A 26,067-nucleotide genomic window follows, 5' to 3' on the forward strand; every position below is an offset into this window, starting at 1 on the left:
GCCGCGCTCTGTGACCCCACCCCCGCCCCAATCCGCGCAGTGTTCAACGGTCGCCGCACCGTGTCAAGGCGGGAAAGATGCCTTGACACGGCACGTCGACCGCTGAGGGCGCTGGGGATCGGTTCGGGGGAGGGGTGTGGGCGGGGTGAGGCTCGCTTCGCGTTGCCGGGTGCCGCGTGATCCGGTGCTGGGCGGGTGGCGGGGTGAGGCAGAGCCCCTACTGGGCCACGCCGCCTAGTCTGATCAACTTCGACTCGCCCTTGCCGAAGGGCTCGCCGCAGTGGGCGCAGACCGTCCGCGCGTGCAGGGGCTCGCCGCAGGAGTGTTCCCACACGGTCGGCGGAGGGCCCTCGGTCACATGACGATCGCCCCACTCCATGAGGGCGTGCAGGATCGGGGAGAGTTCCCGGCCGGCCTTGGTGGGGACGTACTCGTACCGCGGCGGATGCTCCTCGTACTGCTCCTTCGCCAGCACCCCGGCATCGACCAGCTTTCGCAGGCGCGCGGCCAGGATGTCCCGGCTGGCACCGGTGTTCGCGGCGATCTGGTCGAACCTGCGGGCGCCCAGCAGCACCTCGCGCAGCGCGAGCAGGCTCCAGCGTTCGCCGATCACGCCGAGTGCGTTGGCGATCGAGCATTGGCGGGCGGTCATGGGCGGCACACCTCCTCGTCTTGTAATCCAACTTAGCACGTGAGAAGGTGAATTTGGTTTCCAAACTTACCTGGAAGGACGTCCCGTGACCGAGCTACCGTCGAAGATTGCCAACCATCCGTCGGTGCGCAGGGTGCTCGCGCGAGCGGCTGCGCCCACGCCGACGGTGATCGACTTCGGCAGGCTCCGGGAGCTTGCGCTGGCCGCCGGGGCGGACGACGTCGCGGCGGTTTCGCTCGACCATCCCGATCTCGCGGGCGAGGTGCCGCATGTGCGCAACGCGTTGCCCGGCGCCCGAAGCCTGATCTCTCTCGTGGTCCGGATGAACCGCGACAACGTGCGCAGCCCGGCACGGAGTGTGGCCAACCAGGAGTTCCACCGCAGCGGCGAGATCATCAACGAGGTGGCCCGGGACCTCACCAGGGCATTGCAGGACGAGGGCCACCGGGTGATCAACCCCTCGGCCACGTTCCCGATGGAGATGGACAGGTATCCCGGCCGGATCTGGGTGGTGGCGCACAAAACGGTGGCCGTCGCGGCTGGGCTCGGGGTGATGGGCATCCACCGGAACGTCATTCATCCGCGCTTCGGCAACTTCATCCTGCTCGCGACGGTGCTCGTCGACGCCGAGGTGAGCGAGTACGGCCGCCCGTTGGACTACAACCCTTGCCTGGAATGCAAACTGTGCGTCGCCGCGTGCCCGGTGGGCGCGATCGGCAAGGACGGGGCCTTCGACCCGGGCGCGTGTGCCACCCACAATTATCGCGAATTCATGGGCGGGTTCACGGACTGGGTCGAGACGATCGCGGACAGCGAGAACGGCGCGGATTTTCGCGGCCGGGTCACCGATTCGGAGAACGCGTCGATGTGGCAGAGCCTCTCGTTCAAGGCGAACTACAAGGCGGCCTACTGCATGGCGGTCTGCCCGGCGGGGGAGGACGTGCTCGGGCCCTATCTCGAGGATCGCAAGCAGTTCATGGCCGAGGTCCTGCGTCCGCTGCAGGACAAGGAGGAAACGGTCTACGTGCGCCCTGGCTCCCCGGCGGGCGAGTACGCCCGGCGCCGGTTCCCCCGGAAGAAGGTCAAAGAAGTCTGATTGGATCACCGCCCGGCCGGGTGAGCCGGGGTGCGCGACACCACAACCGAAGGACGGGAATCTTCCGGCCCGGCTATGCGTTAATTATCCGGCTGGTTTGGACTGCTGCGTCTTCGTACTCCCATTCGAGAGCAGACGGGGCGGAGCCATGTTCATGAAATGCCAAGAAAGGAGGCGGCACGAGATGGGTGACGACTACACCGACTGGCGGCATCGCGCCGCCTGCCGGGACGAGGACCCCGAACTGTTCTTCCCCGTGTCCGAGATGGGCCCGGGTGCCCGGCAGGTAGCGCAGGCGAAGGCCGTCTGCGCGCGCTGTCCGGTCCGGGCCGAGTGTCTGACGTCCGCGTTGGATGACGGCCTGGACTTCGGCATCTTCGGCGGGTTGACGGGGGGCGAGCGGCGCAAGCTGGTTCGCCGCTCCCGCGCCGAAGTGGCCTGAAACCTCGGGAGCGCACCGGAAAGCACGCTGTGACGGCGGGCAGTCCGGTGCGCTTCCGCGTTACGTGCCGGGTGTGGTGGGCATGGATCGTGAGTATTGTCTCTCGCACTTCGTGCCGTAGCTGTACAGACCGGTCTGTCCATGCTAAACAAGGGCCGCAAGCGGTTGAGAGCACAGCCGCCGAGGCCTCGCGGGCAGTGATGTCCGCCGGCCCCGTCCGGAGGTGTGTGCTGTGGTTCCCGCTGTCGCGGATTCGTTGCGTCGGCCCGAGAAGAGCGGGCGGCACACACATGATGCCCATCGCTGGGAGTTGTCCCTTGACCTGTGAGATATTTACGCCGTGAGTGAAGCCGATTCGACCCAAGCCGGTCCCCCGAACGGGCAGATCGTGAAGGTCACCGTGGAGAAACACGGTGGGGCCGCGGTACTTGTCGTGTCCGGTGACATCGACATGGTCACCGCGCCCGAGTTCGAGAAGGCACTGATGACCGCGCTACGCGACCGGCCGGCAAGGCTGGTCGTGGACCTGGGCGGGGTGGACTTTCTGGGCTCGGCCGGGCTCACCGCGCTGGTGGCCGCGCACCAGGAAGCCGGCGAACGGACTTCGCTGCGCGTGGTCGCGGAGAGCAACGCCACCGCGCGGCCGCTCCAGCTGACCGGGCTCGATCAGGAGATCACCGTCTGCCGTAACCGGTCCGAGGCACTGGCCGAATGATCGGTCCCGCTCCCGGGGCGGGCTGACCTCTTTCAGTCCACAGTAGATAGTACGGGCCTGGTTTTCCTGGCGCGGTCGAGCAGTCCGGAGACCACTGCGACCAGCAGGCCGCCCGCGGCCAGCAGTGCGCCGATCCAGTTCGGGGCGGTGTAACCGAGACCGTGCTCGATCGCGAGGCCGCCGAGCCAGGCGCCACCGGCGTTGCCGAGGTTGAACGCGCCGATGTTCGCCGCCGACGCGAGCGCCGGTGCCCCCTCCGCCTTCGCCAGCACCCTGGCCTGGAACGGTGGCACGGTGGCGAATCCGGCCAGCCCCAGCAACAGGATGGTGATCGCCGCGGGCAGCTGCGCATGTGCGGTGACCGCGAACACCAGCAGTACCAGGGACAACGCGGCCAGGATCACGTAGATACTCGGCATGATCGCGTGGTCGGCCGCCCGGCCGCCGAGGAAGTTGCCGATCACGAGGCCGACGCCGAACAGCACCAGCAGCCACGTGACGGCCCCGTCGGAGAACCCGGCGATCCCGGTCATCATCGGCGCGATGTAGGTGAACGACGCGAACACGCCGCCGAAGCCGAGCGTGGTCATCGCCAGCGCGAGCCACACCTGGGGCCGCCGGAACACGGCGAGTTCGCTGCGCAGGCCGGCGCCGGGGGTGGTGGTCTGTTTCGGCACCAGCGCGACGATGCCGATCAGCCCGACGACACCGAGCGCGCTCACCGCCCAGAACGTGGACCGCCAGCCGAAAGCATGGCCGAGCGCGGTGCCGCCGGGCACGCCGAGCACGTTGGCGACGGTCAGCCCGGTGAACATCATGGCGATCGCGCTGGCCTGTTTCGACGGTGCGACAAGGGAAGCCGCGACCACCGAGCCGACCCCGAAGAACGCGCCGTGGGACAGTGCGGCGACGACCCGGCCGGTCATCAGCAGTCCGTAGCCCGGGGCGAGCGCGGAGATCAGGTTGCCGAGGATGAACAGCCCCATCAGCGCGATCAGTACCTTTTTGCGAGGCACCCGGGAGCCCAGCGCGGTGAGCACCGGCGCGCCGACCACGACACCCAGCGCGTAGCCGGAGATCAGCAGGCCCGCGGTCGGGATGGAGATCCCGAAATCGCCCGCGACCTCGGGCAGCAGACCCATGATCACGAACTCCGTGGTGCCGATGCCGAAGGCACTCAGCGCCAGGGCGAGCAGAGCGACAGGCATGAACCCTTCCTTCATGATGCGCTTGCAATAGTTGCAGACGCGGGTAATTGCACGCGTTGGCTACGGTAGCATGCAATGATGGCGGGGCAAGGTGGATGAGCAGGAGAGGAGCGGTGAACCGTGTCACTCGACGACGACGCCGTCGAAGCCCGCGCGCAGGGCTGGCGCACGCTCGCGGCGCTGCACGCGCGGATCGAGGACAGGCTGGAACGCGCTCTGCAGAAGGGGCACAAGCTGTCCGTGAGCGAGTACACGGTGCTCGACGTGCTCGCCCGGCAGGATGGTTTTCACCTGCGGATGAACCAGTTGTCCAACGCCGTCGTGCTCAGCCAGTCCGCGACCACGCGGCTGGTGGCGCGGTTGGAAGGGCGCGGGTTGCTGGAGCGGTACCTGTGTGCCGACGACCGGCGCGGCATCTACACGGAGGTCACCAAGGCCGGGCAAGCCCTGCTCGACGAAGCCCGCCCGACGCACGACGAGGCGCTTGCCGGCGCGCTGGCCGAGGCGGAGCAGCTGCCCGAGCTGGCGCCGCTGGTCGATGCCCTGGGGAAGCTGGCCTTTGCCGGTCAGTAGTTGCTGATCTCGATGAGGTTCCGGTCGGGGTCGCGGACGTGGACGCTCCGGATCTCGCCCCTGGCGCCGGTGCGTGCGACGGGACCTTCCTCGATGGCCACTCCGGTCGCGGTCAGCTCCGCGATGATCTCGTCGAGTGGCTGTTCCGTGATGAAACAAGGTCCGCGCTGCCCGGCGTGAGCACCAGATGGTCGAGCCGGTCGATCCGCATTGCTTCGCTCCTCTCCGCGCGGGCAAGGTGATCGTCCCTTGTGGACGTAACCCGTCTTGCCTGGTGGGTGGTCATCCCTGTCGCCTGCGACCCCGAAGTGATACTCACGCAGTGGGGGTCCCGGATCCCGGCGCGATCACCATCGGGCTGCTGCTCGGTGCGTCCACAGTGGACCAAAAATAGGAGCGGCCCCAGGTCACGCAAGGTTGAAACCTGAGGCCTCGAGTCTGACGGGGCGCCCGGGCGCCTCGTAACCCGTTCTCGCCAGGTACCCGGTACGCGGGGTGCGCCAAACCCGGCAGCGGCCCCGATTTGGTCTTGTATCACGACAGACTGCCAAGAACCATCCTCCACCTGGGGAAGCGACGGCTGCCGGGTGGAACCGGCAGGATGGTTTCCGCCGCAGTACTCGGCTCTTTCGCGCGATAATTTCGTGAGGAACGGAGGCCCGAGTGGAGCTCGCCGAAATTTTGGCGTACCTGGGCGGGGTGCCCGAGTTCGAGCGCCTGTGCACGGTCGACGAGTTGAACGCCGCGGTGGACGAACTGGCCGCCCGGTTTCCGCAGGTGACGGGGCTGCGGCGGATCGGGACCTCCCGGCTCGGCGAGCCGCTGCGGCTGCTGTCGGTGGGGGACGGCCCGCAGCACGCGCTCGTGGTGGGCGGCCCGCACCCCAACGAGCCGATCGGGCTGCTCACAGTGCTCACGCTGGCCCGGCTCGTTGCCACGGAGCCCACCCTCCGGGCCGGGCTGACCTGGCATTTCCTGCCCTGCATCGATCCCGACGGCACCCGGATGAACGAGGGCTGGTTCGCCGGGCCACGCACCATCCGCCGCTACCACGAGCAGTTCTTCCGGCCCGCCATCGAAGACCAGCCCGAGTGGACCTTCCCGGTCACCGACGAGCGCGCCTGGTTCGACCGGATGCTGCCGGAGACCCAGGCGCTGGCGCGGGTCATCGACCAGCTGCGCCCGCGATTCCAGTACTCCCTGCACAACACCGATTTCGGCGGGGTGTTCTTCATCCTCGACCACCCGGTGCCGGGCGCCGCCGAGGATCTCGCGGCGGTCGCCGAGGCCGGGGAGGTGCCGCTGTCGCTGGGGCCGATCGACACGCTCGGCTGGGACATCCCGGGGCCGGGGGTGTACGTGATGCCGCCGGCGGAGTCGGTGATCGCGGCCAGTCTGCGGGGCACCGGGGCCCAGGAAGCCAAGCACGGAGGTTCGAGCACGCATTACGCGCGGCGCCACGGGACGACGACCCTCATCACGGAAGTGCCGTTCTGGCGGGAAAACCGCGCTTCGGACGACAGCGACTCGGGCCAGCCCTACGACGAGGTGCTGCGCCGGACCGCCGGTGAGATGCGGGCCGACGAAGCAGTGCTCGCCGAGCTGGTGCGAAGGGTCCAGCCGCAGCTACGGGTGCCGTCGCCACTGTTGCGCGCGGTCCGGGATTTCCTCGTGTATCCGGTGTCGATGGCGGCGACACACGATCTGATCGCGAAGTCCAAGACCGGCCGCAACGCGACCGTGGCGGAGGTGTTCGGCGCGGAGAGCGTGGTGCACATGCTGCGGATGCGGGCGTCCGGGGTGTTGCGCCGGCAGCTGGCGCTGGAACTCGCGGCGGGGAACCAGACTCCGTTGCTGCGCGCGGGTTTCCGGGAGGCGGACAAGCTGTTCGGGCTCTGGTGTGACAGCGCGGCGGACGAGCTGTCCGAGGATCCCTTCCCGTTGCGCAACCTGGTGAGCGTGCAGTTGGCCGCGGCGCTCGCTCTCGTCCGCCGGCTGGATCAGCGTTGACGTCTGTCATGCCGGGGTGGTGACGCCGCTGCACTGCTGGGGTCGAACGGCGCCGGGCAGTGCCCTGGACATGGCGCGGCCGACGGACGAAATACTGACGGTGCGGTCGGTGCGGCGTCGCTCTGGCGGGACAGCCGTGCTCGACGGCGTGGACCTGCGGGCCGGTGCCGGTGAATGTGTCGCGCTGCCGGGCCCGAACGGCGCCGGGAAGACCACGCTCGTCAACCTCGTGAGCGGGCCTCTTCCTTGCCAGGAAAGGGAAATCCAGCTCGGCGGCGGAGATCCGCGCCGGGCCCGCACCCGGCGTCGCCTAGCAGGCGCTGGGGTTCCCGCGTTTCCCGGGGCGGTCTCGGTGCACGGCGACGGCACGCGCGTGCGGTTGGGCACGCGCAGCCCGGAGGACCTGCCGCGGGCGTTGCTCGCGCAGGACCGCGAGCTGTCCGAACTACGAGTGGAAGCTGCCGGGCTCGCCGAAGCCGTCACGGCGATGACGGGGGTGGGTCAGCGCGTCGCACGCGGACCGCACGATCTCGGCCGCCTCCTCTTCGGCCCGGCTCGGACCGGCCCCGATCAGCTGCGCGCGCACGACCACAGCGGTGAGCGAATGGCCGACCACATGGTGCAGATCCCGCGCGATGTGCTGGCGTTCGGACACGATGGCGGGGTGCTCGATGCGGGCGTTGCGGATCCGCAGGTCCGTCGCCTCGCGCGCCCGCTCGGCGTAGTCCGTGCTGAGCGCCTTCGCCGCGCTGCTCGATCTGCAGCTGGGCATCCAGGTGCTGGCGCTGGCGCCGTCGAGCGGTACCGGCCGGACGTGCTGCTCACCGACATCGAAATGCCCGGGCCCAGCGGGCGGGAGTGGGTGGTCGATCCGAAGCTGGCCGTTTCGGCGTGGGGCGAGGCTGATCCTCGCAATCGCGCGGACGCCGCTCGCTTCGCGCAGGAACGTGGTTGGCTCTAGGCGGAAACGCGCTGCCCGGTGGCGATCGAGTGGCAGGCGCCGGGGCCTTCCGCGCGGGCCACGACCTTCCCGGCTTCGATGCGCAGAGCCACTTCGGTCTCGTTGTCGCGTTCGGACACTGCGCCGAGCGGGGCCGAGACGACCCGGACAGACGGCAGGGCCGAGCGTGGAACGGCCTGCCGAAGGCAACGGCAGAGGTCGGTGATCATCAGTCGTGCCAACGGTTCCAGCTCCGCCGGCGTGTCCGTGACCAGTGCGAGCGTCACGTCCGCCCCCGCCCGGATCGCCTGCTCCACGGCGGGAAGCCGGTGTAAGCCCAGCACCGCGAGCACGCCGTCGCCGATCTCCACGGACTCGCCGGTGACGAGGTCGTGCGCCACCGGCGAGGGCCACGGCTCGTCAGCCCGTTGCGGCACCGGGCTGCGCTGTGGGGGCGCCCAGTAGTCGTTCAACTCCAGCGCGGCGAGCTGTTCGCAAGCACTGACCACGTCGAAGGCTTCGACGAAATCGGCCAGCTGGCTCGCGCCGTGCAAAGTGGTGAGCACGGTTTCCGCGAGCCGGACGAGCCGTGGAGCCGGGCCGCCCGCGGGCTTTTTCAAGGGGCGTAAGCGTTCCAGCGCCAGCGACAGCAGCAGCGCGTCCAGTTTCAGCAGTTGGGTGAACGGCCGGCGGGTGCGCTCGCCGGTAAGGGCTTCGGCGTACAGGTGCTGCCCCACGTGCGGCTCGCCGGGGAACGGCAGGCGCGCGACCCAGGCGCGGGCGAGCGCGCCGAGGGCTTCGGGCGGGGTGAGGCCCGGCTCGGCGTGCGGCGCGGCGGCCGCGCGCTCGGCGTCCTCGGCGAGCACCGCGAAGTAGAGCGCCTGCTTACCGGGGAAGTTCGAGTAGACGGCGCCGCGCGTCAGGTCCGCGCGCTCGGCGATGGCGTCGACCTTCGACTCGCGGTAGCCGCGCTCGGCGAACTCGGCCCTTGCCGCGGCGAGCACCTTCGCGCGGTTGCGTTCCTGGGTTTCCGCCCTGGTCAGCCGGGCCATCGCAGCGCCCCCTTCCGTTTCCGGCGAAGATACCCCTAACATTCAGATGATGAGAACATCTGAAATACCGGAAGTGGACCTGACCGACCCGGCGGTCGTCACTGATCCGTTCGGCACCTACGGGCGAGTGCGGGAGCAGACGCCGGTCGCGCGGCTGCTGATCCCCGGTATGGCACCGCTGTGGGCGGTGCTGCGCTACCACGATGCGAAGGCCGCGCTGAGCGATCCGAGGTTCGAGTTGTCCGCCGACAGCTTCGCCTTCAAACCGGCGGTGCCCGAGGACTGCGAGGTCTACCTGCGGACAATGCAGGAGATGGAGGGCCCCGAGCACCTTCGGTTGAGGCGCCTGGTGGCGCCCGCGTTCACGCCGCGGCGGCCGTTCCGGTCACGGATCGAGCCACTGGTCGACGCGTTGCTCGGGGAGTTGGGCGGTGAAGTGGATCTGGTGCCGTCCTTCGCCCGGCCACTGCCGATCGACGTGATCTGCGAGCTGGCGGGGGTTCCCGTGGCAGACCGGGATCGGTGGCGGGAGTACGGTGCCCACCTCGCGAGCGGCGCCGGAGCCGGCTTCGCGGCCGCCGTCCCCGGGATCATCCACGGCGCACGATCCGCTGTGCGGGCTCGCCGGGCCGAGCCGGGCGACGACCTGATCTCCGATCTGCTGCGCACCCGGGTGGACGGCGACCGGCTGACCGATGTCGAGCTGGTCACGCTGGTGTGGAACATCGTGCTGGCCGGGCAGACCCCGACGAACCTGATCGCGAACGCGGTCGCGATCCTGCTCGACAATCCCGAGTGGACGGAACGGTTGCGCGCCGAGCCCGCGCTGATGCCGACGGCGGTCGAGGAGCTGATGCGCTGGTGCGGCCCGCAGATCATGACCATCCCGCGGTTCGCGCGGGCGGACGTGGAAATCGGCGGGATCACCGTGCCGGCGGGGGCGCAGATGACCGTCGTGATCGCTTCGGCCAACCGTGACCGGCGCGCCTTCGCCGAACCCGAGCGGCTCGACCTCACGCGGGACGGCCTGCCACACCTGGGCTTCGCGCACGGCGCACACTTCTGCCTCGGCGCCGGGCTGGCTCGGGTGCAGACCGAACTGGCGCTTTCGGCTCTGCTGAGCCGTTTCCAGGAGATCGTCCCGGCCGGCCCGGCCGTGCGCGCGCCCGACCCGGGCACCTGGCGGCTGACCACGCTACCCGTCCGGCTGGGGTAGACCGGCCATTGTGGACGGTGTCAGTCGGTGCGGCGGGCGTCGGCCAGTTCGGCGAGCGCGGCGATGCCGTGCTGCAGGTCCGCACGGAAGACGGCCCGCTCGCCGAGCCCGTCCAGCAGGACGTCTTCGAGTTCCTGTACCGCGGGGGCGCAGTCGTCGAGCAGCCGGCGGCCGGCGTCGGTCAGCGTGGCGAGCAGGACGCGTTTGTTCGTCTCCTGGCTTTGCCTGCTGATGAGCCCGCGTTTCTCCAGCGTCATCACCATTTCGTGCATCGTCTGCGGGCGCAGGAAGGAGCGCCGGGCGAGCTGTGCCGACGACAGCGCGCCACGGTTGCGCAGCACCGTCAGCGCCGTGTACTGCAACGTCGTCAGGCCACGCGGGCGCAACGCGTCGTCCAGGAGGGCGCGGATCACCAGCTCCAGGCGCTTGACCAGGTACAGCGTCAACGGCGCCGGTTCGCCGTCGTCCTCCGCGTGCGTGCTCACGGGAGCCATGATGACACGTGGGGTGAGGGCGGCCACCTGCGGGAATTCCGGCGGGCGCGGACCGTTTACCGTGACATGGAGTTGGAATTGGGCCTGGACACCTTCGGCGATGTCACTGTCGATGCCGAAGGCGACCGGCTGCCGTACGCCCAGGTGATCCGGAACGTCGTCGAGCAGGCCGCACTGGCCGACTCGCTCGGCGTCGACGCGTTCGGTCTCGGGGAGCACCACCGGGAGGACTTCGCCGTCTCCGCGCCGGAGGTCGTGCTCGCCGCGATCGCCGCCCGGACCTCGCGCATCCGGCTCGGGACCGCCGTGACCGTGCTCAGCTCGGACGACCCGGTGCGGGTTTTCGAGAAGTTCGCCACCCTCGATGCGGTGTCCGACGGGCGGGCCGAGATCACCCTCGGCCGCGGCTCGTTCACCGAGTCCTTCCCGCTGTTCGGATACGACCTCGCCGACTACGAGCGGCTGTTCGAGGAGAAGGTCGACCTGATGGCGCACCTGCTCACCGAGAAGGCTGTCACTTGGGAGGGCACCGTGCGGGCGGCACTGTCGAACCAGGCGGTGTACCCGAAGACCGAGTCCGGGCGGCTGCGCACCTGGATCGGTGTCGGCGGCAGCCCCGAGTCCGTCGTACGGGCGGCGAGTTATGGTTTTCCCTTGGTACTGGCCATAATCGGCGGCGCCCCGGCGCGGTTCGCGCCCTACGTCGAGCTGTACCACAAGGCGCTGGACCAACTCGGCCTGGCGCGTTTGCCGATCGCCGTGCACGCCCCGGGTTTCGTCGCCGAGACCGACGAGGAAGCCGCGGAGATCCTTTGGCCGCACGCACGCGCCATGACCAACCGCATCGGCGCGGAGCGGGGCTGGCCGCCGCTGACCAGGGACCGCTTCGAGGCCGACATCGCCCACGGCGCGCAACACGTCGGATCGCCGGAGACGGTGGCACGGAAGATCGCGGACACGGCCCGGACGCTGGGGATCCAGCGGTTCGATCTGAAGTACTCCAACGGGACGCTGCCACATGAGCAGATGATGAAGGGGATCGAGCTGTACGGTTCGGTCGTCATTCCGCGGGTGCGGGAGTTGTTGGCGGAGTAGGGGTTTCGGGGGGCTCGGGCACGCGTGGGGAAAGGCTTGGCCAGGGCGGGTGGTGCGGTCGCGTTGCTCGGCGGTGGTTTCGAGATGGTCCGGCAGAGCCTCAACCGTTGATGAGATAGCCCGTACCGCGGACGGTGCGCACCAGTTGCGGCTCCCGGAGTTTCCGGCGCAGCTGCGCGATCACCACATCCAGCACGTTCGAACCCGGATCGGCCATCTCGTCCCAGGCGTGCCGGATCAGCTCCTTGCGCGAAACGGGCGTGCCGGGGGTGGTCATCAGCCGTTCCAGTACGAGGAACTCCTTGGGCGTCAACGTGAGCAGCACGCCCGCGCGGCGGACTTCGCGCCGGGCGACGTCGAGTTCGACGTCCGCACAGCGCAGCACCGTGGCCTGGCCGCCCGCGCTGCGCCGGCACAGACTCCGCACCCTGGCCACCAGTTCCGCCATCGCGAACGGCTTCACCAGGTAGTCCCCGCCGAGCCGCAAACCGTCGAGCCGGTCGTCGAGCCCGTCGCGTGCGGTCAGGAACAACACCGGCACCGGCCAGCCCGTCTGCCGTCGCGCGCGCACGTACTCCAGCGCGTCGCCCGCCGGGAGCATCCGGTCGAACACGATGCAGTCGTAGGCGTTCACCGCGATCGAGAAATCCGCCGCAGGCAGATCCTCGGCCACATCGACCGCGAAACCCGCCCCGCGCAATGCCGCGTCGAGTGCCACTCGTAGATCGCCGTCGTCCTCGGTCACCAGCACCCGCACGCAAGCAGGCTAGCGTGTCACGGCCGCCCGCACGTCGTCGAGCAGCAGACCGCGCAGCTCCTCGAACACCGGCACCCTGCCAAGCGTCCGCAGCCGTTGCGACTGCGACTTCCGCACCCCCTCGAACAAGCGGCGCGCGTCCCGGGCGTTGCCGAAATTCGCGTCGCGCGCGATCTGCTCGAAATGCTCCAGCAGCACGCTTTCCGCGGCCGGGTCCAGCTCGTAGTCCTCGGCCAGCGCCATCCGCCCGACGATGCCCAGCAACTCGCCCGGGGTGTAGTTCTCGAACTGGATCTGCCTGCCGAACCGGGACGCGAGCCCAGGGTTCGCGGCCAGGAAACCGGTCATCTCCCCGGTGTAGCTTGCCACGATCACGGCCACCTCGTCGCGGTGGTCCTCCATCAGCTTCACCAGGGTGTCGATGGCCTCCTGTCCGAAATCCCCGCCCGCACCACCGGCGCGCGACAGTGTGTAGGCCTCGTCGATGAACAGCACACCCCCGAGGGCTTCCTCGAAGACGAGTGTCGTCTTTTCGGCGGTATGCCCGATGTACTGGCCGACGAGTTCACGCCGGGAGACCTCACGGAACCGGCCCCGCGGCAGGACGCCGAGCTCCTTGAGGAGGTTGCCGTAAATCCGTGCCACGGTGGTCTTTCCGGTGCCCGGCGCGCCGGCGAAGATCAGGTGGTGGCTCGCGCTGCCGACGGGCAGCCCGGCTTCGCGGCGCCATTCGTTGACCTGCAACTCGTCGACGAGAGCGCGCACCTCGGCCTTCACGTTCGGCAGCCCGATCATGCTGTCGAGTTCCTCGAGCAGATCTTCGAGCCCGGAGGCCCGTGCCGCCGCCTCCTGCACCGCCGGGCTCGCGCCTTGGGCCAGCAGCAGACCTGGTTCCGCCGTGTTGGTCACGCTGCAGGTCTCGACGGAACCCTGGCAGTCGGCCGCGAAGGAGATGCCGGGGCCGCTGGTGTCGTGCACGGAGCAACGCCGGAGCACGGGTGCGCTGTGGTGCGCGACCGCGATGCCTTCGTGTCCGGTGCCGGAGATTTCGCAGTCTTCGAGCACCGGGCGGCCGTACTGGTAGACGTACACCCCGCGCAGCCCACAGCGGGTGATCGTGCAGTCGCGGATCACCGGAGCGGCGCCGACGCTGACCACGATCCCGTCGCCGGTGGCGTCTTCGATCACCGTGTCCTGCACCCGCCCGGACGCGCCTTCGATGAGAAGTCCTTGCTCCACCGCGGAAATCGTGCAACGGCTGAGCGTGAACTCCCGGGAGCCGCGGATGCTCACCGCCGGGCCCCGGCCGCCGGTCACCTTGCACGATCGGACGTCCAGCCCCGCGTCGTCGGCGAAGAGCGCGGCGTGGTTACCGGCGCGCAGTTCGATGCCCTGCAGCATCAGGGATCCACCGTGCGCGCGCAGCACCGGGTGGTCCGCTCCGCTGCCGTCGATGACGACCTTCGCCCCGGCCTCGGCGACCAGGCTCACGTGCATTCCCAACAGCGAAAGCAGTTCCGGGTAGGTACCTTCGGCGATGGTGACGACCGTTTCGCCGGTCGCCGTGACCAGTGCGTCGCCGATCGTGGGGAAGGCGCCGGGCCGGTCCGCGACCAGCAGGTTCCGGGTTGCGGCGGTCATCAGCCCGCCCTGTCCAGCAGCCAGCCACGCCCCGCCGCCTTGGCCCCGGCCTGGAACCGGCTGCGTGCGCCGAGCCGGTTCATGATGTCCGCGACCATTCGCCGCACCGTGCGGACGGAGATGCCGAGCCGGGCGGCGGCCGATTCGTCGGTGCTTCCTGCGCACAGCAACGTGAGCAGGTCACGTTCCCGGCCGGTCAGTGCGGCGTCGCGTGCTTCGGCCAGGTCGGCAGGCGCGAGCGGGACCGCGTCCTGCCAGATCCGCTCGAACAGGCCGGTCGTCGCGGTCACCACGCCGGGCAACCGGAAGACGGCGACGCCGGCGGGGGAGGTCGCGCGGTCGGCGGGCAGCAGCGCGGCGGTCCGGTCGACGACCAGCGCCTCCATCGGCACCTCGGCGTCCGTCCGGACGTCCACCCCGGCCAGGGAAACGGCGCTGAGGACACCGGACAGTCGTGCCGCATCAGGGCAGAGCACCCGGTAGCGCACCCCGGGCCGCAGGCTCGCGCGGCTGAGCCGGCGGATCGCGTCGATCGGGCCGGGCCCGGCGCCCGCGCTCATTATGAGCACTTCCTTCGTCGCCGATGCCAGGAGCGCGTCGACCCCGGTGCGCTTGCCGCCGCCCACGACGAGGCTGAGCCGCGGATTGCCGGCCGGTTCCGTCGCGGAGAGCACCTTTCGTTGCGCGGCAACGAGTTGCCGGCCGGGCTCGATGCCGAGCCGGGAGTGCAGGATCTCCTTCGCCCGGTCGTACGCGGCGAGCGCTTCGGCCGTGCGGCCGGCCTGGTGCAGCGTCAGCACGAGCTTCGTCCAGATGATTTCCTGAAGCGGCTCCTGGTCGGTGAGCTCGCGCAGGACGGCGATCGCCGCGGCGGTCCGGCCGAGCGCGAGCTGCGCTTCGGCCAGCATCGTGCGGAGCTCCCGGCGCGTCTCGGCGCACCTCGCTTTTGCCGCCTCGGCCGCCACGTCGTCGAAGGGAGTGCCCCGCCACAGCGCGAGCGCGCCGGACGCCTGGTCCACGGCCGTCTCGTACGCGCCGTCGGACATGGCGGCACGAGCGGCGTCGACGGCCAGTTCGGCCTGCTCGAGGTCGGTCTCGCCGGGCAGGGCCCTGAGCCGGTACGCGCCCGGCCGGCTCTCCAGCCGCTCGCCGAGCGTCTTGCGGAGCTGCCACACGTAGCTGCGCAGGTTTCGGACAGCGGAGGAGGGGACGGCCTGTTCATGCCAGATTCCGTCGATCAGCTGCTCTACGCCGACCCAGGCGTTAGCGTGCAGGAGCAACACAGCCAGCAGGGCGCGGGGCTTCGTGGCCGCAGGCTCGACGTGCGCCCCGCCGGGCGTGCTCACCTCGATCGGACCGAGTACGTAAAACTGCATGCGCTAACTTTCCGACGCGGCACATGAGGATTCGATGACAGCGGAGCAGCCGCGGGGGATGGCGATGGAGCAGGGCAAACTGGTCACGCTCGTCGAGGACGACGACGACCTGCGGATCGCGGTGGCGGCACAGCTGCGTTCCGTCGGTTTCCGGGTCCACGCCGCCGGCGACATCGCGGGCGCCGACAACGTCCTGCGCGGCACCGGCTGCGACTGCGTCGTGTTCGACCGGATGCTGCCGGACGGGGACGCGATCTCGTACGTCCACCTGCGTCGCCAGGAGGGCTGGCGCACCCCGGTCCTGTTCCTCACCGCCCGCGACACGCCGGCCGACCGGGTGGCCGGTTTCGAGCACGGTGCCGACGACTACCTGGTGAAACCGTTCGCCATGGCGGAGTTGACCGAGCGCGTGCTCAACCTGTGCCAACGGTCCGAAGTGGACAGACCGCCGGTGCTGGCCCACACCGATCTCGTGATGGACTGTGCCCGCCGCGAAGTGCGCCGGGCCGGAGTGCTGCTCACCCTGTCGCACAAGGAGTTCGCCGTGCTGGAGTACCTGCTGAGCAGGCCGGAGCAGGCGGTGGGCCGCGCGGAGGTGATGGAACACTGCTGGGACGAGCTGGCGGATCCGTCGTCCAATGTGGTGGACGCGGTGGTCAAGCGGCTGCGCCGGAAGCTGCGGGAACCCGAGCTGATCCACGCCGTGCGCGGCTTCGGTTACCGGCTCGGTCTTTCATGAGCGGCACCAACTCCGCCGCCGACCGGCTTCGCCGGCTCCGCTGGGTGCTGACCGGGTTGTTCACCGTGATCAACGCCGTCGCGCTCATCGTGTTCGCCTGGCTTTTCGTGTACGCGGACGGGAAACAGGGCATCGCCGGGGTGGACGCCGACCTGAACCGGGTCACGTCCTCGGTGGACAGGCTGGTCGGCTTCGACGGGACCTTCGACTTCACCCTGGTCAACGCCGACGAGCTGAACACTGCCTGCCCGCAGTTCGCGGTCCTGCCCGGCGGCGCGCCTGCCTTCGACCCGCACCTGTCCGCCCGCACGTGCGTGCCGATGGACCTCGCGGTGCTCGAAGGAGTGGCCACGGACGCGGTGCGCACGGGTTCGGTGATCACCCGGGACGAGGAGAGCACGACCGGTGGTGCGGTGCGGGTACGCGCGAATCCGTTGCTGAGCAAGGGCGGCCACTCCATCGGCGCGGTCGTCGCGGTGGCCGATCTCGGGCCCGAGAACTCGCGGCACACCGGGCTCCTGCTCATGGTGATCGGCGGGTCCGCGGTGCTCATCGCCGCACTGGGGGTGGCGGGACACGTGCTGTCCGGCCGGTCGATCCGGCCCGCGGCGGCGGCCCTGCAACAACAGGAGGTCCTCCTCGCCGAGACGGCGCACGACCTGCGCAGCCCCATCGCGTCGCTGCGCGCGCTCGCCGAAAGCGCGTCGGGCAACCCGGACCAGCGGGAGGAGCTGCTGGCGCGCACGGTGCAGCTGTCGGTGCGGATGGGCAGCATCATCGAAGGGCTGCTCATGCGCGCGCGGCTGGCGGCCGGGGTGGAGCAGCTGAACGTGCAACCGGTGTGGCTGGACCAGCTCGTGACCGGCGTCGTGGAAGAGGCGGTGACCGGCGACGCGCACGTCACCGTCACCGCCGCACCGACCAAAGTGGACGTCGACCCGGTCCTGGTGCAGCGTGCGATCCGGAACCTGGTGGACAACGCCGTACGCTACGGGCGCCAGCCCGGCACGGAGGCCGTTGTGCACATCACCGTCGCGGGCGGCGCGGTCACCGTGGCCGACCACGGCCCCGGTATCGACCCCGCGGCCGCCACCGACGCCTTCGACCGCTTCAGCAGCACCGGCGGCTCATCCGGTCTTGGCCTGCCGATCGTGCGCTGGGTGGCGCAGGCCCACGGCGGCACCCTCGCCGTCTACAACGCGGATGAGGGCGGCGCGATCTTCGAACTGCGGTTGCCGTTGAGCGGGGCCTGAGCACGCGGGCTCCACCGCGGCGTGGGGTCAGCTGTCGTCCCGCTCGGCCGGGGTGCGGCCGGGCTTGACCAAGCCGCCGATCACGGCTTGCACGTGCCCGGGCGGATCCGGTGCCCAGCGCTTCGGCGGCACCACCGGGGTCACCCTCGGCAGGCGGCCGAGCGTGAGTTCGACCGAAACACCGCGGGGGCCGGAGAAAACGCGTGGTCCACGGGTGCGCTCCGCGTTGAGCTCACCCGTCACCGGGTCCAGGTCGAGTGTCCATACTGGACCGTCCTTCGCGTACACGAACGGATCCCGGCGTGCGTCGATCGTCTTCTTCAGCTTGTTGATCCCGCGGACCGCGGGAATCGTCAAGGTCGCGCCCACGCCCAGCAGTTCCGTGGTGAGGCCGGGGAACAGTCCGATGGCGCCGAGCGCGGCCAGTGCGGCGGCGGTGGTGCCCGCGTGCGCGGGGCCGACCCATGGCGAAACCCTGCCGCGCTGGGCTTCGATCCGCAGTCCCAGCGCGGAGATCTTGGCCGTGGAGTAGGTGAGCAGGGCGGCGATGAGGGCCTGCCATCCCTGCAGGTGGCCGGCGTACTGGACGGTGAGCAGTCCGTTGGCGGCAGTGAGCACCGGGAACGCGAGCGCATTTTGCACCCTCCGGTACAGGGCGCGCAGGGAGTTGTCGTAACCGGACCAGCCGCCGACGGCGTTGGGCAGCGCGGCCACCATGAACAACGCGTCCGCCAGCGCGTAGGTACCCCCGGTCAGTGCGCCCAGCGAACTGCCGTGGAATGCCTGTCCGACGTGGCCGGCGAAGTTGACGATCCAGCTGAGCCCGATTCCGGTGGCGATCGTCTTGCCCAATGGGCCCGCGTGCGGGGCGAGACTGCTCAGCGACTCGGCCGCGCCGCCGAGCGCCCGCCCGACCAGGTTCAGGAACCGGGAGGACATCATGTTCACCATCGCCGCGCGCTGTTCCACCGGCTCGTCCGGGCCGAGCGGCACGTCCTGCAGTGCCTCCATGGTGAGCAGGAACTTGTCGGCCTGCTCCCGGACGTACGACGCGAGCTGGTGCCGTGCCGTCGGGTTATGGCCCTCGGGATCGACCTCGCGCCCCATGTTCTTCACGATCACGCGGGTCAGCGAGCCGGCCAGCCCGGCGCCGAACCGGCTGCGTTCGACCATCGCTTCCCAGGCCACGCGGCTGTTCTGGCTGCTCGTCACCTTGAGCGCGTTGAGCGAGCCGCGGACGAGGAAGGCCGCGGCGGCGGGTCCGAGCGTCATCGCGGTGAGGACGTCCTGGGAAACGCCGAGGAGCCCGACGGCGGTGGACGCGCCGACCGCGCCGAGCGTCAGGGCCGCGGCGTACGCGCGGGTCCGGCGGACCCACGTCCGGCGCAGCTCGTTGATCTTGGCGCGGTTGGCCAGCTGGCCGCGTTCGAGGTCCTCGACCGCCGCGGCCATCCGGCGGCGTTCTCGTTCCTGCGTGTCCGGATCGAGATCGCTTTGCCGGAGCGCGATGCGCAGGTCCCGTTCGGCGATCAGGGTGGCCAGTGTCGTGGGCTTGGCGAGCGCTCCGCCCGTTGCCGTCGACGGGCGCAGGCGGCCGTCCTCCCGCCGGCGCCGCAGCGCTTCGGCCGCGACGATCCGCGCGTCACTGCCCAGATCGGCGAACGGTAGCCCCGCGGCGCCGGTCCAACGGCGGAGCAGATTCGCCTTGCCCAGCCGCAGATCGGCGTCGCGCTGCCAGCGCAGCATGGCCTTCAGCTGCGGGTTGTCTTGCCACGACTGGTGCGGGGCCATCCCGAAGGCGGGGCCCATGATCGGGTCGCCTGTCGGCTGCCAGCCGTCCTTCGCTTTGGTGTCGTACCAACGCCGGACTTTCTCGTATTTCTCTTCGCCGAGGTGCCGGAGGAAGCCGTCCCAGGCGCCGGAGTGGATCTCGTTGAACGCGAAGCGCTCCACCCGTTCGCCCGCCTCTTGGTGCAGCCGCAGGAAGTTGCCGGTCAGCACGTCCCGCACGGCTTCTTTCCCGGCCGGCATCGTCCGCTCGATCTCGGCGAACAGCGGATGCATTTCGTACAGGTGCCGGTAGAAGTGCCCGCCGGGCTGGGGGTTCACCGCGTCGGAGCCGTACAGCAGGCGGTAGCGGTGGTCCACGAAGAACTGTTTGAACTGCTCCTTGAGCCGGTCGTCGTGAGCTTCCTGGAGGTGCTGGGGCAGCACGTTCCAGGAGATGTCCATTTTCAGGCCCGGCACCGTCTTCAGCAGCCAGCGCAGCCAGCCGAGGTGGTCTTCCGTGAGGTTGGTCCAGTGCCCGACGCCGAGGTGCGCCCACACCACGTTCGCCTTGGCGAACTTCTCCCGCTGCAGCAGGGCGGCCATCGCCCAGAGGTTGCGCTCGTCCGGCGGCCCGACCGCGGGCTGGCCGGTGGCGGTCAGCCGGGCTTCGCCCATGTCGTTGTGCAGGATGAGGATCTGGCCAGTGGCGCTGATCGCCTCCAGCAGTTCGACGGCGTTCGGGTTGTAGGGCTCCGGCACCGTGCGGGGCAGCTGCCCGTGCCCCGCGATGGCGAGCAGCCGGTCGATCTCGTCGGCGTTTTCGATTGCGGCGTCCAGGAATTCCATGCTGCCGAGGCGGCTGCCGCTGCCGTCGAGCGGGAGGAGTCCGGTCCAGCCGGCGTCGGTGATCTGGTTGTGGAGCCGGCCGGCTGTGCCGGGACGCTCGGCGAGGTCGTGCCGGATCAGCTCCACCGCGGTGACCAGTTTGCCGACGTATTCGCGCCACAGCGGATTGACGAGCTCCCCCGCGTGCCGCTTGAGCATCGGCTTGACCAGTTCCTTGGCGAAGGTCGTCTCGGCCAGCCATCGGCCGGCGTCACCGTGCAGAACCGCCTGTGCCATCAGGTAAGCGCCGGGGCCCGGGATGTCCACGCGGTGCCCGGAGATGCCCGGGAAGTAGCGATCCCGTTGCCGTGTGGACAATTTCTCCCGCAGGGCGAAGTTCATCGCGTCGGAAAGCTGCCCGCGCATGTGCATCACCTGATGCCCGAACACCGTCGCGAGCCGGCTGGCATTCAGTGCCCCGTAGTAAAAGGAGCCACTGGAGCTGCTGATCAGGCCCATGCCGCGCTGCGGGATCGGGGACATCACGGTGATGGTCGACAGTCCTTGGCCGAGTACCCAGTTCAGCCGTGCCTCGGTGGGCACGTCGCCGAGGTCGTAGCCCGACCAGTGCTCGTGCGAGTTGTGGTGATCCCGTTTGGCGTCGAGGTTCTTGCCGAGCATCCGCGCGACCCACGGGTCCAAACCGGCGTCGGTGAGCTTCGCGGCCAGCTCCGGGTCTGTCGGGTCCTGGTCTCGGAACCAGGCCCGGACCTCCTTCGGCAGCGGCTGGCCGTGCCGCCTGTTCGCGAGGGCTTCGCGCACGTTCAGGAACCGTTCCCGGAGCCAGTGCTGGTGCTCCGGCGGCATTTCCGGCGCCAGCGTGATGGCGGCGACCTCGGTGACCGGCAGTCTGGTGGCCTTCGCGATCCGGGCGTTGGAGATCTTCCGCGCGGCGGCGTCGTGGATCACGCCGGACAGTCCCCGTACGTAGTCCAGATGTGCCGCCACGCGCAGCGCCTGGCTTTCCCGGAACTCCAGGAAAGCGGCGGAGAGACGGTCCTCCAGCTGCTGGTCACGCAACGCCGTGCCGAGCGCGATCGTGGTCGCGTCCCGCAGTTCTCGCCAGGCTTTCCGGTACCGGGTCTCCGCCGCGAGCCGCGCCGGTTCCGCCTCGTGCACGGCCGACGCGATCGCGCCCATGATCCCGAACACGGCCGGCGGACGCTTGGTGTGCAACGGTTTGACGGCCGGGAGCGGACCGGGATCGGGAACCGTGCCGGTGCCGGCCGAGAAGTTCGCGCGCCGTTCCTGCGGCAGGCCGGCCCAGATTCGTTCGGCCTCTTGGAGTTCCCGGTGTGCCTTCTTGAACCGCTCGGTGAGTGCGCGGTAATGGGTGGCGGCGGCGTGCGCCAGTTCGGGCGCGTTCTGGGTGTGCTGGTAGGCGGCAGGCGCGTGCAGCGGCCGGTCGGGGTCGAACAGGATCGCGATGACCAGGCTGGTGGTCAGGCCATAGCTTTCGGCCACTGTCTCGATCACCGCCGGGTCGAGGGCCTGCTGGTCGGTTCCGGCATCCGGCGCCACCATCCGGGCCAACTGCCGGACGAGCCATTTGACGTGGTCGAACCGGTCGGCGAGGTCTTGCCGCGCGTCCTCGTATCTCCGCCGCGCGTCGCTCAGTTTCCGGTGCGCCGCTTCGGGACTGAGGGCTGTGGCCCGGTGGAACTCCCGCGGCGGACCCGCGGTCACCGCTGCCGGCGTGGCCGACCGGCCCATCTTGTGCCGGACTGCATCCCCGACGAGCCGGGGCCGGGTTTGGAACAGGTTCCGGCGGCCGGCAAGGTCGTGCGTGTCCGACAGATCGAAGGCGGTTTCCCGTAACGCCAGCAGTTCCGCCGGGGTGGGATCGGCCAGGCCGCCGCGCGTCAGCAGGCGGCGGAACCGGGCCACTTCGCTGGTATCACGTGGATTGAAGCCGAACCACGGCATGGCGTCCCGGGCCACGCGCGGCTCCGGCGACCGAGCGACGATGCGCCGCAGGGCGAGGTCGAGCGAGTCCAGATCGGCGCGGACGGCCGGCCCCGCGTCCGCCAGCACAACGGGCTCCGACCAGGGGCGGCCCGTCCAGCGCTCATACAGGTCGGTCAGGTAACCGACCCCGCGCACCCCGGCGATGCGCACAGCCTTGGGCAGGTCGTCCCCGAACCGCGCGTACAACTCGGCCAGGTCGAGGTCCACCGCGAGCAGGTGGTTCCTCGCCGCGGGATCCGCCAGAACAGCGGCCTTGGCCCGCTGGAAACCGTCCTCGGCCGATCGGGCGTTCCTCCGGGGTGACGGATGTGGCCCCTGGCGCAGCGGCGGCTTGTGGCGCCGCGTCGAGCAGCTCCGCGCCGATGAACCTGGCGCTGTGCCGGTCAGCCACCATCCGGTGTCCAGATCAAGACGCGGGTCGCCGCCCAAAGCCTCCCGGCCCTTGGTCGCGATGACCGTGAACCGGGGGCGGCCCTGACGCGCCGCGAAAGACGTGGAATGGTGCACGACGGCATCGAAACCGGCCGCCACGATCGTTTTCGCGGATGCGGCCAGCCCGCTGGTCGTCTCCGGAGTCAGCCTGTTGCTGATCACGAACAGGCTGACGGTGCCTGGCGGGGCCGATTCGATTTCTTTTGTGGCCTGCTCAAGCCATTTCGCCTCTTTGCCGACGCCGATGTGGTCGGTGTTCTTGATCTCGATCCGGACGGTGCGCCCATCCGGCAGCCTGCCCCGCACGTCGATGTCGCCTGATCGCCCGTCGCCGTTTTCGAAGCCCTCCCGCACCTCGACGATTTCCAAGCCTGCCAAACCGAGTTCGGCCAGTTGCCGGTCACCGGCCACGCTCAGCATCCAGGCCGTGTAGAGCTCTCCCTCGAGCCCGCTGAGGTTGTTGCGGGCCCCCACCAGGACCTCGGGTGCCTCCGGATTCTCGCGGACGAGGTCCACGAAGTGCCGCAATTGCGAAGCGATATCCCCGGTTTTCACGCCCTGCTTTCGCAGCCGGCGCTCGATTTTGGCGAGGTGCCGGGAAAAGCCCAACGCGTCGAACACGGCCTCGCTCTCGCCGCGAGTGGCGGGCTTCGGCTTGTTTGCCTTCTGCCGGAACATGGTGTCCAGCTTTTCGCTGATGTACGGGAGCTGCTCGTCGGCCACCAGGGCGAAATTGTCCAGCCCGCCTTTCCGGCTGAAACCGGATTTTCCTTTCGTCAGTTCCCGGACGATGCTGGTCAGGACTCCGCGGCCGTTTACGTCGAGACCGTCCAATCCGATGAGCGCCTGCCTGGCGGTTTCGTCGAGCCTCTCCCACACCTGCGGCGGGAGGCCCGGCGGCGGGTCGGCGGGCCGTTCGGGCAGATGCTTCTCGAGGAACGCTTTTGCCCTGGTCTCCACCTCCTCGTGGAGACGTTTGGCCATGGCCGGCGCGGGGATCGGATCGGGACTGTCCAGCGCCCATCGGTACGTTGCGGCCCGGCTTGGGTTGTCGCCGCCGGCCCGCTGCGCCCGGTACGCCAGAATCTCGCGGATCTCGGCCCGTTCCTCGGCGGTGAGGGGAAAATTCCCGGGATCGGCCAGATACGCCGCGAACCGGTCCATCGCGAGGATCTCCTGCCGCTCCCGTTCGGCGGCATCGGCGAAGTCCACCGAGATCGGATTCCGCAAGCGCACAACCGGCCCGATCGGGCGCCCTCTCGGTCGTACCCGGCGCGGTTTTTCCGGCTTGGTGCCGGTCCGCTCCGCGAGCCGCTCGCCGAGCCAGTCGCGTTCGTCCTCCTCGGCCAGGAATTTCAGCTTGTCCGCCAGGCCGGCGCCGCGAGAGATCATCCGGCGTGGCTCCCCTGGCCGCGGCGCGGCGAGGATCCGGTCGATGATCTCGTCGAGAACGAAGTGCAGGACCTCTGCGGCACCGGCGTCGGTGGCCAGTTTCCGCACTGCCTCGCGCTCCGCGTCGGTCAGCTGCTCCAGTACCTCGGGCGGAATCTCCGATAGTGGATCACGGCCCGGGTCGGGGATGTCGTGGCCTTTTCCAGGATGGGCCGGGATTTCCGGCGGGAGCGGATGAGGTTGGTCGATCCGGGCGGGCAACGTCGCGGGCAAGGCCGGGTCGTGCTCGGGGCGCATCGGCATCTCTATCGGTGCCGGTTCCGCCGGCTGCGGTGGCCGGTGATACGGGAGGTCCGGTTTCCCGGGTTCCGGAGCCGGGAAATCCCCTGGGGCGGCGGGATTCGCCGGCGCGGTGGGAAGTCCGGGCAGCAACTTCGGAGCCACCGGTTTCGGCCAACCGTCGAGCCGGTACTCCAGTTGCTTTGGCTCGCGCACCTCCAAGGGACGCGCGGGCGTGATCTCGTGAGGAACCTGCGGCATGTCCAGCGGAGCGGCGGGGGAGACGATCGAGCCGATCCAGCCCAGCCGCGGGGGCTCGGGCGGTTCGGCGTGCGGAAGTCGGCTCTCCCGGCTGTCTTCCACGGATTTTTCGATGATCCGCACCGAGAGTGGCTCGGCCGCATCTTCCGCCGCCTTGCCGAGCGGCGCGAGTGAACTCTCGACTTCCGGCTTCTCCGCTGTTGCCCTTGCCACCGCCGGCGCCTGCTCGACCGACCGCGCGGCCTCACCGGCAGGCTTTGCCGCGGTGCCCGGTGTTCCCGCACCATGATGCTCCAACGTGGAGGTACTGGCACGACCGCCACCGTCCGGTTTGGACGGTCCGGCGTCACCACCGCTGTGGGCGGCGCCACCACCATGAGTCGGCGGCGGGGTCGGATCGCCACCGTGCGCAGGCACGGTCGATCCGCCGTCGCCGGGTAGCTCCTTCGGGACGGTCCCATCGCCCAGCTTCGCCGGGTGACCAAGAGTCCCGTTCGTCAGATCCGACTGGCGCAGGTACGGCCCGAGTTTGTCCGACCAGGCCGGCGCCCCGGTGGCTCGCGGGTCCGGGGTGGAGTTCTCGTGGAAGTGGGGCAGCTTCTCATTGAACAGCTCGCCGACCACGTGTTTCCCGACTATGCCGGTCACCGCGTCGGTACTCGGCTTGTGGAGAGTCCACCGGACGGCTTCGCCGGATTCCCTGGCTGTGGGCGGATTCGGTCCGCCGTCGTCGACCTTGCCGACGTCGCGCAACGCGTTCTCGGCCTTCTCCACACCTTCGCCGAACTTGCTCAGGCCGCGCAGCGCCAAGTTGCTGACCTTGGGGACCTTGGCCAGACCCTCGCCGAGGCGGACTGCCCCCGAGCCCAGTTGTGACAGGCCCGCGAGCTCGGTCGCCTTGGCGCCGGCGCCGGCAGCGCGCAGTGCTGCCCCGATACCGTCGGAACCCACGAGGGTGCCGACGTTCAGCGCGGTGCCGACCAGGGCATGGGGCCAGTCGGTGCCCCATTCGTCGGAATGGACGAACCCCTTGCCCGCCGTGATCAGTGTGTTCAACAGCTCGTGTCGCGCGAGCCCGGGCTGACCCGTCGTCAGGTCCAGCAAGGCAGTGGGGGACGCCGTGGCGTAGGACTCGAGGGCCAGCCCCAGTTTTCCCAGACCCTCCCAGGTGTCCACCGCGTTGAACACGTTCCAGTCGCCGTCGCGGTAGCCGATCAGGCCGCCGAGATCCTCGACGAAGTCCACGACCGCGCCCAGTGCGCCGGGATGACGGATAGGGGGCTTGTCCGAGTGCACGGATTGGGGGTTGCTGATCGCCTCCGCCGCCTTCGACACCTGGCCCGCGATGTTCCGGGCAAGGTGTTTCGCGAACTGGGTACGGAGAAAATCGTGTTCCCACGGGTTGGTGAACCTGATCAGCGAGAACTTGAATTCGTTGTCCGACACCGTGGTGCCGATCTGCCCGCGAACCGCCGCGGTCAGCTCCGCGTAGCCCCGGAACGCGGCAGCGAGCCCGTCCACGTCGTCGGCCATGATGGAGATCCGGCCGTTCCCGGTCTTGATGAGGTGACGCAGCTGGAGGCCGACCGAATCCGGCCAGGTACCGGACAGCTTGTCCCAGACATCGGCGCCGACCTTGGTGGCGTCGCGCATTTTCTGTGCGACACCGTGCAGTGAGCGGCCCACGAAGTCGGCCTCGGCCACACTGTCCGGCGGCCAGATTTCGTCCTTGGCGTAACCGCCCTTGGTGGTCACCCAGTACCACAGGTCGGAGTCCGGTTCGGGGGAGTCGCCCAGACACGATTCGGGATAATCGGCCAT

19 protein-coding genes and 1 pseudogene are annotated in these 26,067 nt (G+C 69.6%); 11 read left to right on the forward strand and 9 right to left on the reverse strand.

Features of this window, described 5'->3' with window-relative positions:
* Positions 1–217: 217 nt before the first annotated feature.
* On the reverse strand, positions 218–652 hold the full coding sequence (locus VHD82_RS06930; protein ID WP_325698212.1) for a helix-turn-helix domain-containing protein: 435 nt from the start codon (positions 650–652) through the stop codon (positions 218–220).
* Positions 653–737: 85 nt separating this feature from the next.
* On the opposite strand from VHD82_RS06930, the gene VHD82_RS06935 reads away from it, so the two are divergent.
* The 3 genes from VHD82_RS06935 (at position 738) to VHD82_RS06945 (ending at position 2,905) form a co-directional block, all read left to right on the forward strand.
* Positions 738–1,748, forward strand: coding sequence for a 4Fe-4S binding protein (locus tag VHD82_RS06935; RefSeq protein ID WP_325698215.1), 1,011 nt, complete (start codon positions 738–740; stop codon positions 1,746–1,748).
* Positions 1,749–1,932: 184 nt separating this feature from the next.
* Positions 1,933–2,190: a WhiB family transcriptional regulator gene (locus VHD82_RS06940; protein ID WP_325698217.1), complete on the forward strand. Its 258-nt coding sequence runs from the start codon at positions 1,933–1,935 to the stop codon at positions 2,188–2,190.
* A 340-nt stretch (positions 2,191–2,530) separates the two neighbouring features.
* Complete coding sequence (locus VHD82_RS06945; protein ID WP_325698219.1) at positions 2,531–2,905, forward strand: STAS domain-containing protein; 375 nt, start codon at positions 2,531–2,533, stop codon at positions 2,903–2,905.
* 32 nt (positions 2,906–2,937) lie between these two features.
* Here the strand turns inward: VHD82_RS06945 and VHD82_RS06950 are convergent, their stop codons facing one another.
* A complete protein-coding gene (locus VHD82_RS06950) occupies positions 2,938–4,113 on the reverse strand; it encodes an MFS transporter (protein ID WP_325698221.1) in 1,176 nt (391 codons plus the stop codon).
* Between the two features lie 120 nt (positions 4,114–4,233).
* Between VHD82_RS06950 and VHD82_RS06955 the strand changes: the two genes are divergently transcribed.
* From VHD82_RS06955 to VHD82_RS06965, 3 genes and pseudogenes are all read left to right on the forward strand, one after another.
* Positions 4,234–4,686, forward strand: a complete 453-nt coding sequence (locus VHD82_RS06955) for a MarR family winged helix-turn-helix transcriptional regulator (protein ID WP_325698223.1) — start codon at positions 4,234–4,236, stop codon at positions 4,684–4,686.
* A 663-nt stretch (positions 4,687–5,349) separates the two neighbouring features.
* The gene (locus VHD82_RS06960; protein ID WP_325698225.1) at positions 5,350–6,696 is read left to right on the forward strand and encodes a M14 family zinc carboxypeptidase; all 1,347 of its coding nucleotides are present in this window, start codon (positions 5,350–5,352) and stop codon (positions 6,694–6,696) included.
* Between the two features lie 70 nt (positions 6,697–6,766).
* Positions 6,767–6,985, forward strand: a pseudogene (locus tag VHD82_RS06965) (ATP-binding cassette domain-containing protein); the annotation flags it as partial.
* Positions 6,986–7,141: 156 nt separating this feature from the next.
* On the opposite strand, the gene VHD82_RS06970 reads toward VHD82_RS06965, so the two are convergent.
* Entirely contained in the window at positions 7,142–7,468 is a 327-nt protein-coding gene (locus VHD82_RS06970; protein ID WP_325698229.1) for a histidine kinase, read from the reverse strand.
* A gap of 42 nt (positions 7,469–7,510) precedes the next feature.
* Between VHD82_RS06970 and VHD82_RS06975 the strand changes: the two genes are divergently transcribed.
* Positions 7,511–7,657, forward strand: a complete 147-nt coding sequence (locus VHD82_RS06975; RefSeq protein WP_325698460.1) for a hypothetical protein — start codon at positions 7,511–7,513, stop codon at positions 7,655–7,657.
* Here VHD82_RS06975 and VHD82_RS06980 read toward each other — a convergent pair.
* Positions 7,654–8,688, reverse strand: coding sequence for a TetR/AcrR family transcriptional regulator (locus tag VHD82_RS06980; RefSeq protein ID WP_325698231.1), 1,035 nt, complete (start codon positions 8,686–8,688; stop codon positions 7,654–7,656). The genes VHD82_RS06975 and VHD82_RS06980 overlap by 4 nt on opposite strands.
* Positions 8,689–8,737: 49 nt before the next feature.
* Here VHD82_RS06980 and VHD82_RS06985 point away from each other — a divergent pair, with 49 nt between their 5' ends.
* Positions 8,738–9,904, forward strand: coding sequence for a cytochrome P450 (locus VHD82_RS06985; RefSeq protein WP_325698233.1), 1,167 nt, complete (start codon positions 8,738–8,740; stop codon positions 9,902–9,904).
* A 20-nt stretch (positions 9,905–9,924) separates the two neighbouring features.
* Here VHD82_RS06985 and VHD82_RS06990 read toward each other — a convergent pair whose 3' ends face one another.
* On the reverse strand, positions 9,925–10,401 hold the full coding sequence (locus VHD82_RS06990; RefSeq protein WP_414637468.1) for a MarR family winged helix-turn-helix transcriptional regulator: 477 nt from the start codon (positions 10,399–10,401) through the stop codon (positions 9,925–9,927).
* A gap of 63 nt (positions 10,402–10,464) precedes the next feature.
* Between VHD82_RS06990 and VHD82_RS06995 the strand changes: the two genes are divergently transcribed.
* A complete protein-coding gene (locus VHD82_RS06995; protein WP_325698236.1) occupies positions 10,465–11,493 on the forward strand; it encodes an LLM class flavin-dependent oxidoreductase in 1,029 nt (342 codons plus the stop codon).
* A gap of 100 nt (positions 11,494–11,593) precedes the next feature.
* Here VHD82_RS06995 and VHD82_RS07000 read toward each other — a convergent pair whose 3' ends face one another.
* Genes VHD82_RS07000 through VHD82_RS07010 form a run of 3 tightly spaced genes read right to left on the reverse strand, consistent with a single transcriptional unit; the run spans position 11,594 to position 15,267 of the window.
* Positions 11,594–12,250: a response regulator transcription factor gene (locus VHD82_RS07000; RefSeq protein ID WP_325698237.1), complete on the reverse strand. Its 657-nt coding sequence runs from the start codon at positions 12,248–12,250 to the stop codon at positions 11,594–11,596.
* A gap of 9 nt (positions 12,251–12,259) precedes the next feature.
* Positions 12,260–13,891, reverse strand: a complete 1,632-nt coding sequence (locus VHD82_RS07005; RefSeq protein WP_325698239.1) for a right-handed parallel beta-helix repeat-containing protein — start codon at positions 13,889–13,891, stop codon at positions 12,260–12,262.
* The gene (locus VHD82_RS07010; RefSeq protein WP_325698241.1) at positions 13,891–15,267 is read right to left on the reverse strand and encodes a BTAD domain-containing putative transcriptional regulator; all 1,377 of its coding nucleotides are present in this window, start codon (positions 15,265–15,267) and stop codon (positions 13,891–13,893) included. The genes VHD82_RS07005 and VHD82_RS07010 overlap by 1 nt, the downstream gene beginning before the upstream one ends.
* Before the next feature lie 34 nt (positions 15,268–15,301).
* Here VHD82_RS07010 and VHD82_RS07015 point away from each other — a divergent pair, with 34 nt between their 5' ends.
* Both VHD82_RS07015 and VHD82_RS07020 read left to right on the forward strand, forming a co-directional pair.
* On the forward strand, positions 15,302–16,006 hold the full coding sequence (locus VHD82_RS07015) for a response regulator transcription factor (RefSeq protein WP_325698243.1): 705 nt from the start codon (positions 15,302–15,304) through the stop codon (positions 16,004–16,006).
* On the forward strand, positions 16,003–17,259 hold the full coding sequence (locus VHD82_RS07020; RefSeq protein ID WP_325698245.1) for a HAMP domain-containing sensor histidine kinase: 1,257 nt from the start codon (positions 16,003–16,005) through the stop codon (positions 17,257–17,259). Before VHD82_RS07015 ends, VHD82_RS07020 begins: the two co-directional genes overlap by 4 nt.
* A 27-nt stretch (positions 17,260–17,286) precedes the next feature.
* Here the strand turns inward: VHD82_RS07020 and VHD82_RS07025 are convergent, their stop codons facing one another.
* Complete coding sequence (locus tag VHD82_RS07025) at positions 17,287–26,067, reverse strand: hypothetical protein (RefSeq protein WP_325698248.1); 8,781 nt, start codon at positions 26,065–26,067, stop codon at positions 17,287–17,289.

The sequence above is a fragment of the Amycolatopsis sp. genome (genome assembly GCF_035546795.1).
Lineage (GTDB): Bacteria > Actinomycetota > Actinomycetes > Mycobacteriales > Pseudonocardiaceae > Amycolatopsis_E.

Bases quoted from the DNA above. Each gene is read 5' to 3' on its own strand.
- VHD82_RS06985 (WP_325698233.1), top strand. From the start codon at position 8,738: ATGAGAACATCTGAAATACCGGAAGTGGACCTGACCGACCCGGCGGTC.
- VHD82_RS06940 (WP_325698217.1), top strand. From the start codon at position 1,933: ATGGGTGACGACTACACCGACTGGCGGCATCGCGCCGCCTGCCGGGAC.
- VHD82_RS06980 (WP_325698231.1), bottom strand. From the start codon at position 8,688: ATGGCCCGGCTGACCAGGGCGGAAACCCAGGAACGCAACCGCGCGAAG.
- VHD82_RS07010 (WP_325698241.1), bottom strand. From the start codon at position 15,267: ATGCAGTTTTACGTACTCGGTCCGATCGAGGTGAGCACGCCCGGCGGG.
- VHD82_RS06950 (WP_325698221.1), bottom strand. From the start codon at position 4,113: ATGCCTGTCGCTCTGCTCGCCCTGGCGCTGAGTGCCTTCGGCATCGGC.
- VHD82_RS07005 (WP_325698239.1), bottom strand. From the start codon at position 13,891: ATGACCGCCGCAACCCGGAACCTGCTGGTCGCGGACCGGCCCGGCGCC.
- VHD82_RS06995 (WP_325698236.1), top strand. From the start codon at position 10,465: ATGGAGTTGGAATTGGGCCTGGACACCTTCGGCGATGTCACTGTCGAT.
- VHD82_RS06930 (WP_325698212.1), bottom strand. From the start codon at position 652: ATGACCGCCCGCCAATGCTCGATCGCCAACGCACTCGGCGTGATCGGC.
- VHD82_RS06970 (WP_325698229.1), bottom strand. From the start codon at position 7,468: ATGCCCAGCTGCAGATCGAGCAGCGCGGCGAAGGCGCTCAGCACGGAC.
- VHD82_RS07025 (WP_325698248.1), bottom strand. From the start codon at position 26,067: ATGGCCGATTATCCCGAATCGTGTCTGGGCGACTCCCCCGAACCGGAC.
- VHD82_RS07015 (WP_325698243.1), top strand. From the start codon at position 15,302: ATGACAGCGGAGCAGCCGCGGGGGATGGCGATGGAGCAGGGCAAACTG.
- VHD82_RS07020 (WP_325698245.1), top strand. From the start codon at position 16,003: ATGAGCGGCACCAACTCCGCCGCCGACCGGCTTCGCCGGCTCCGCTGG.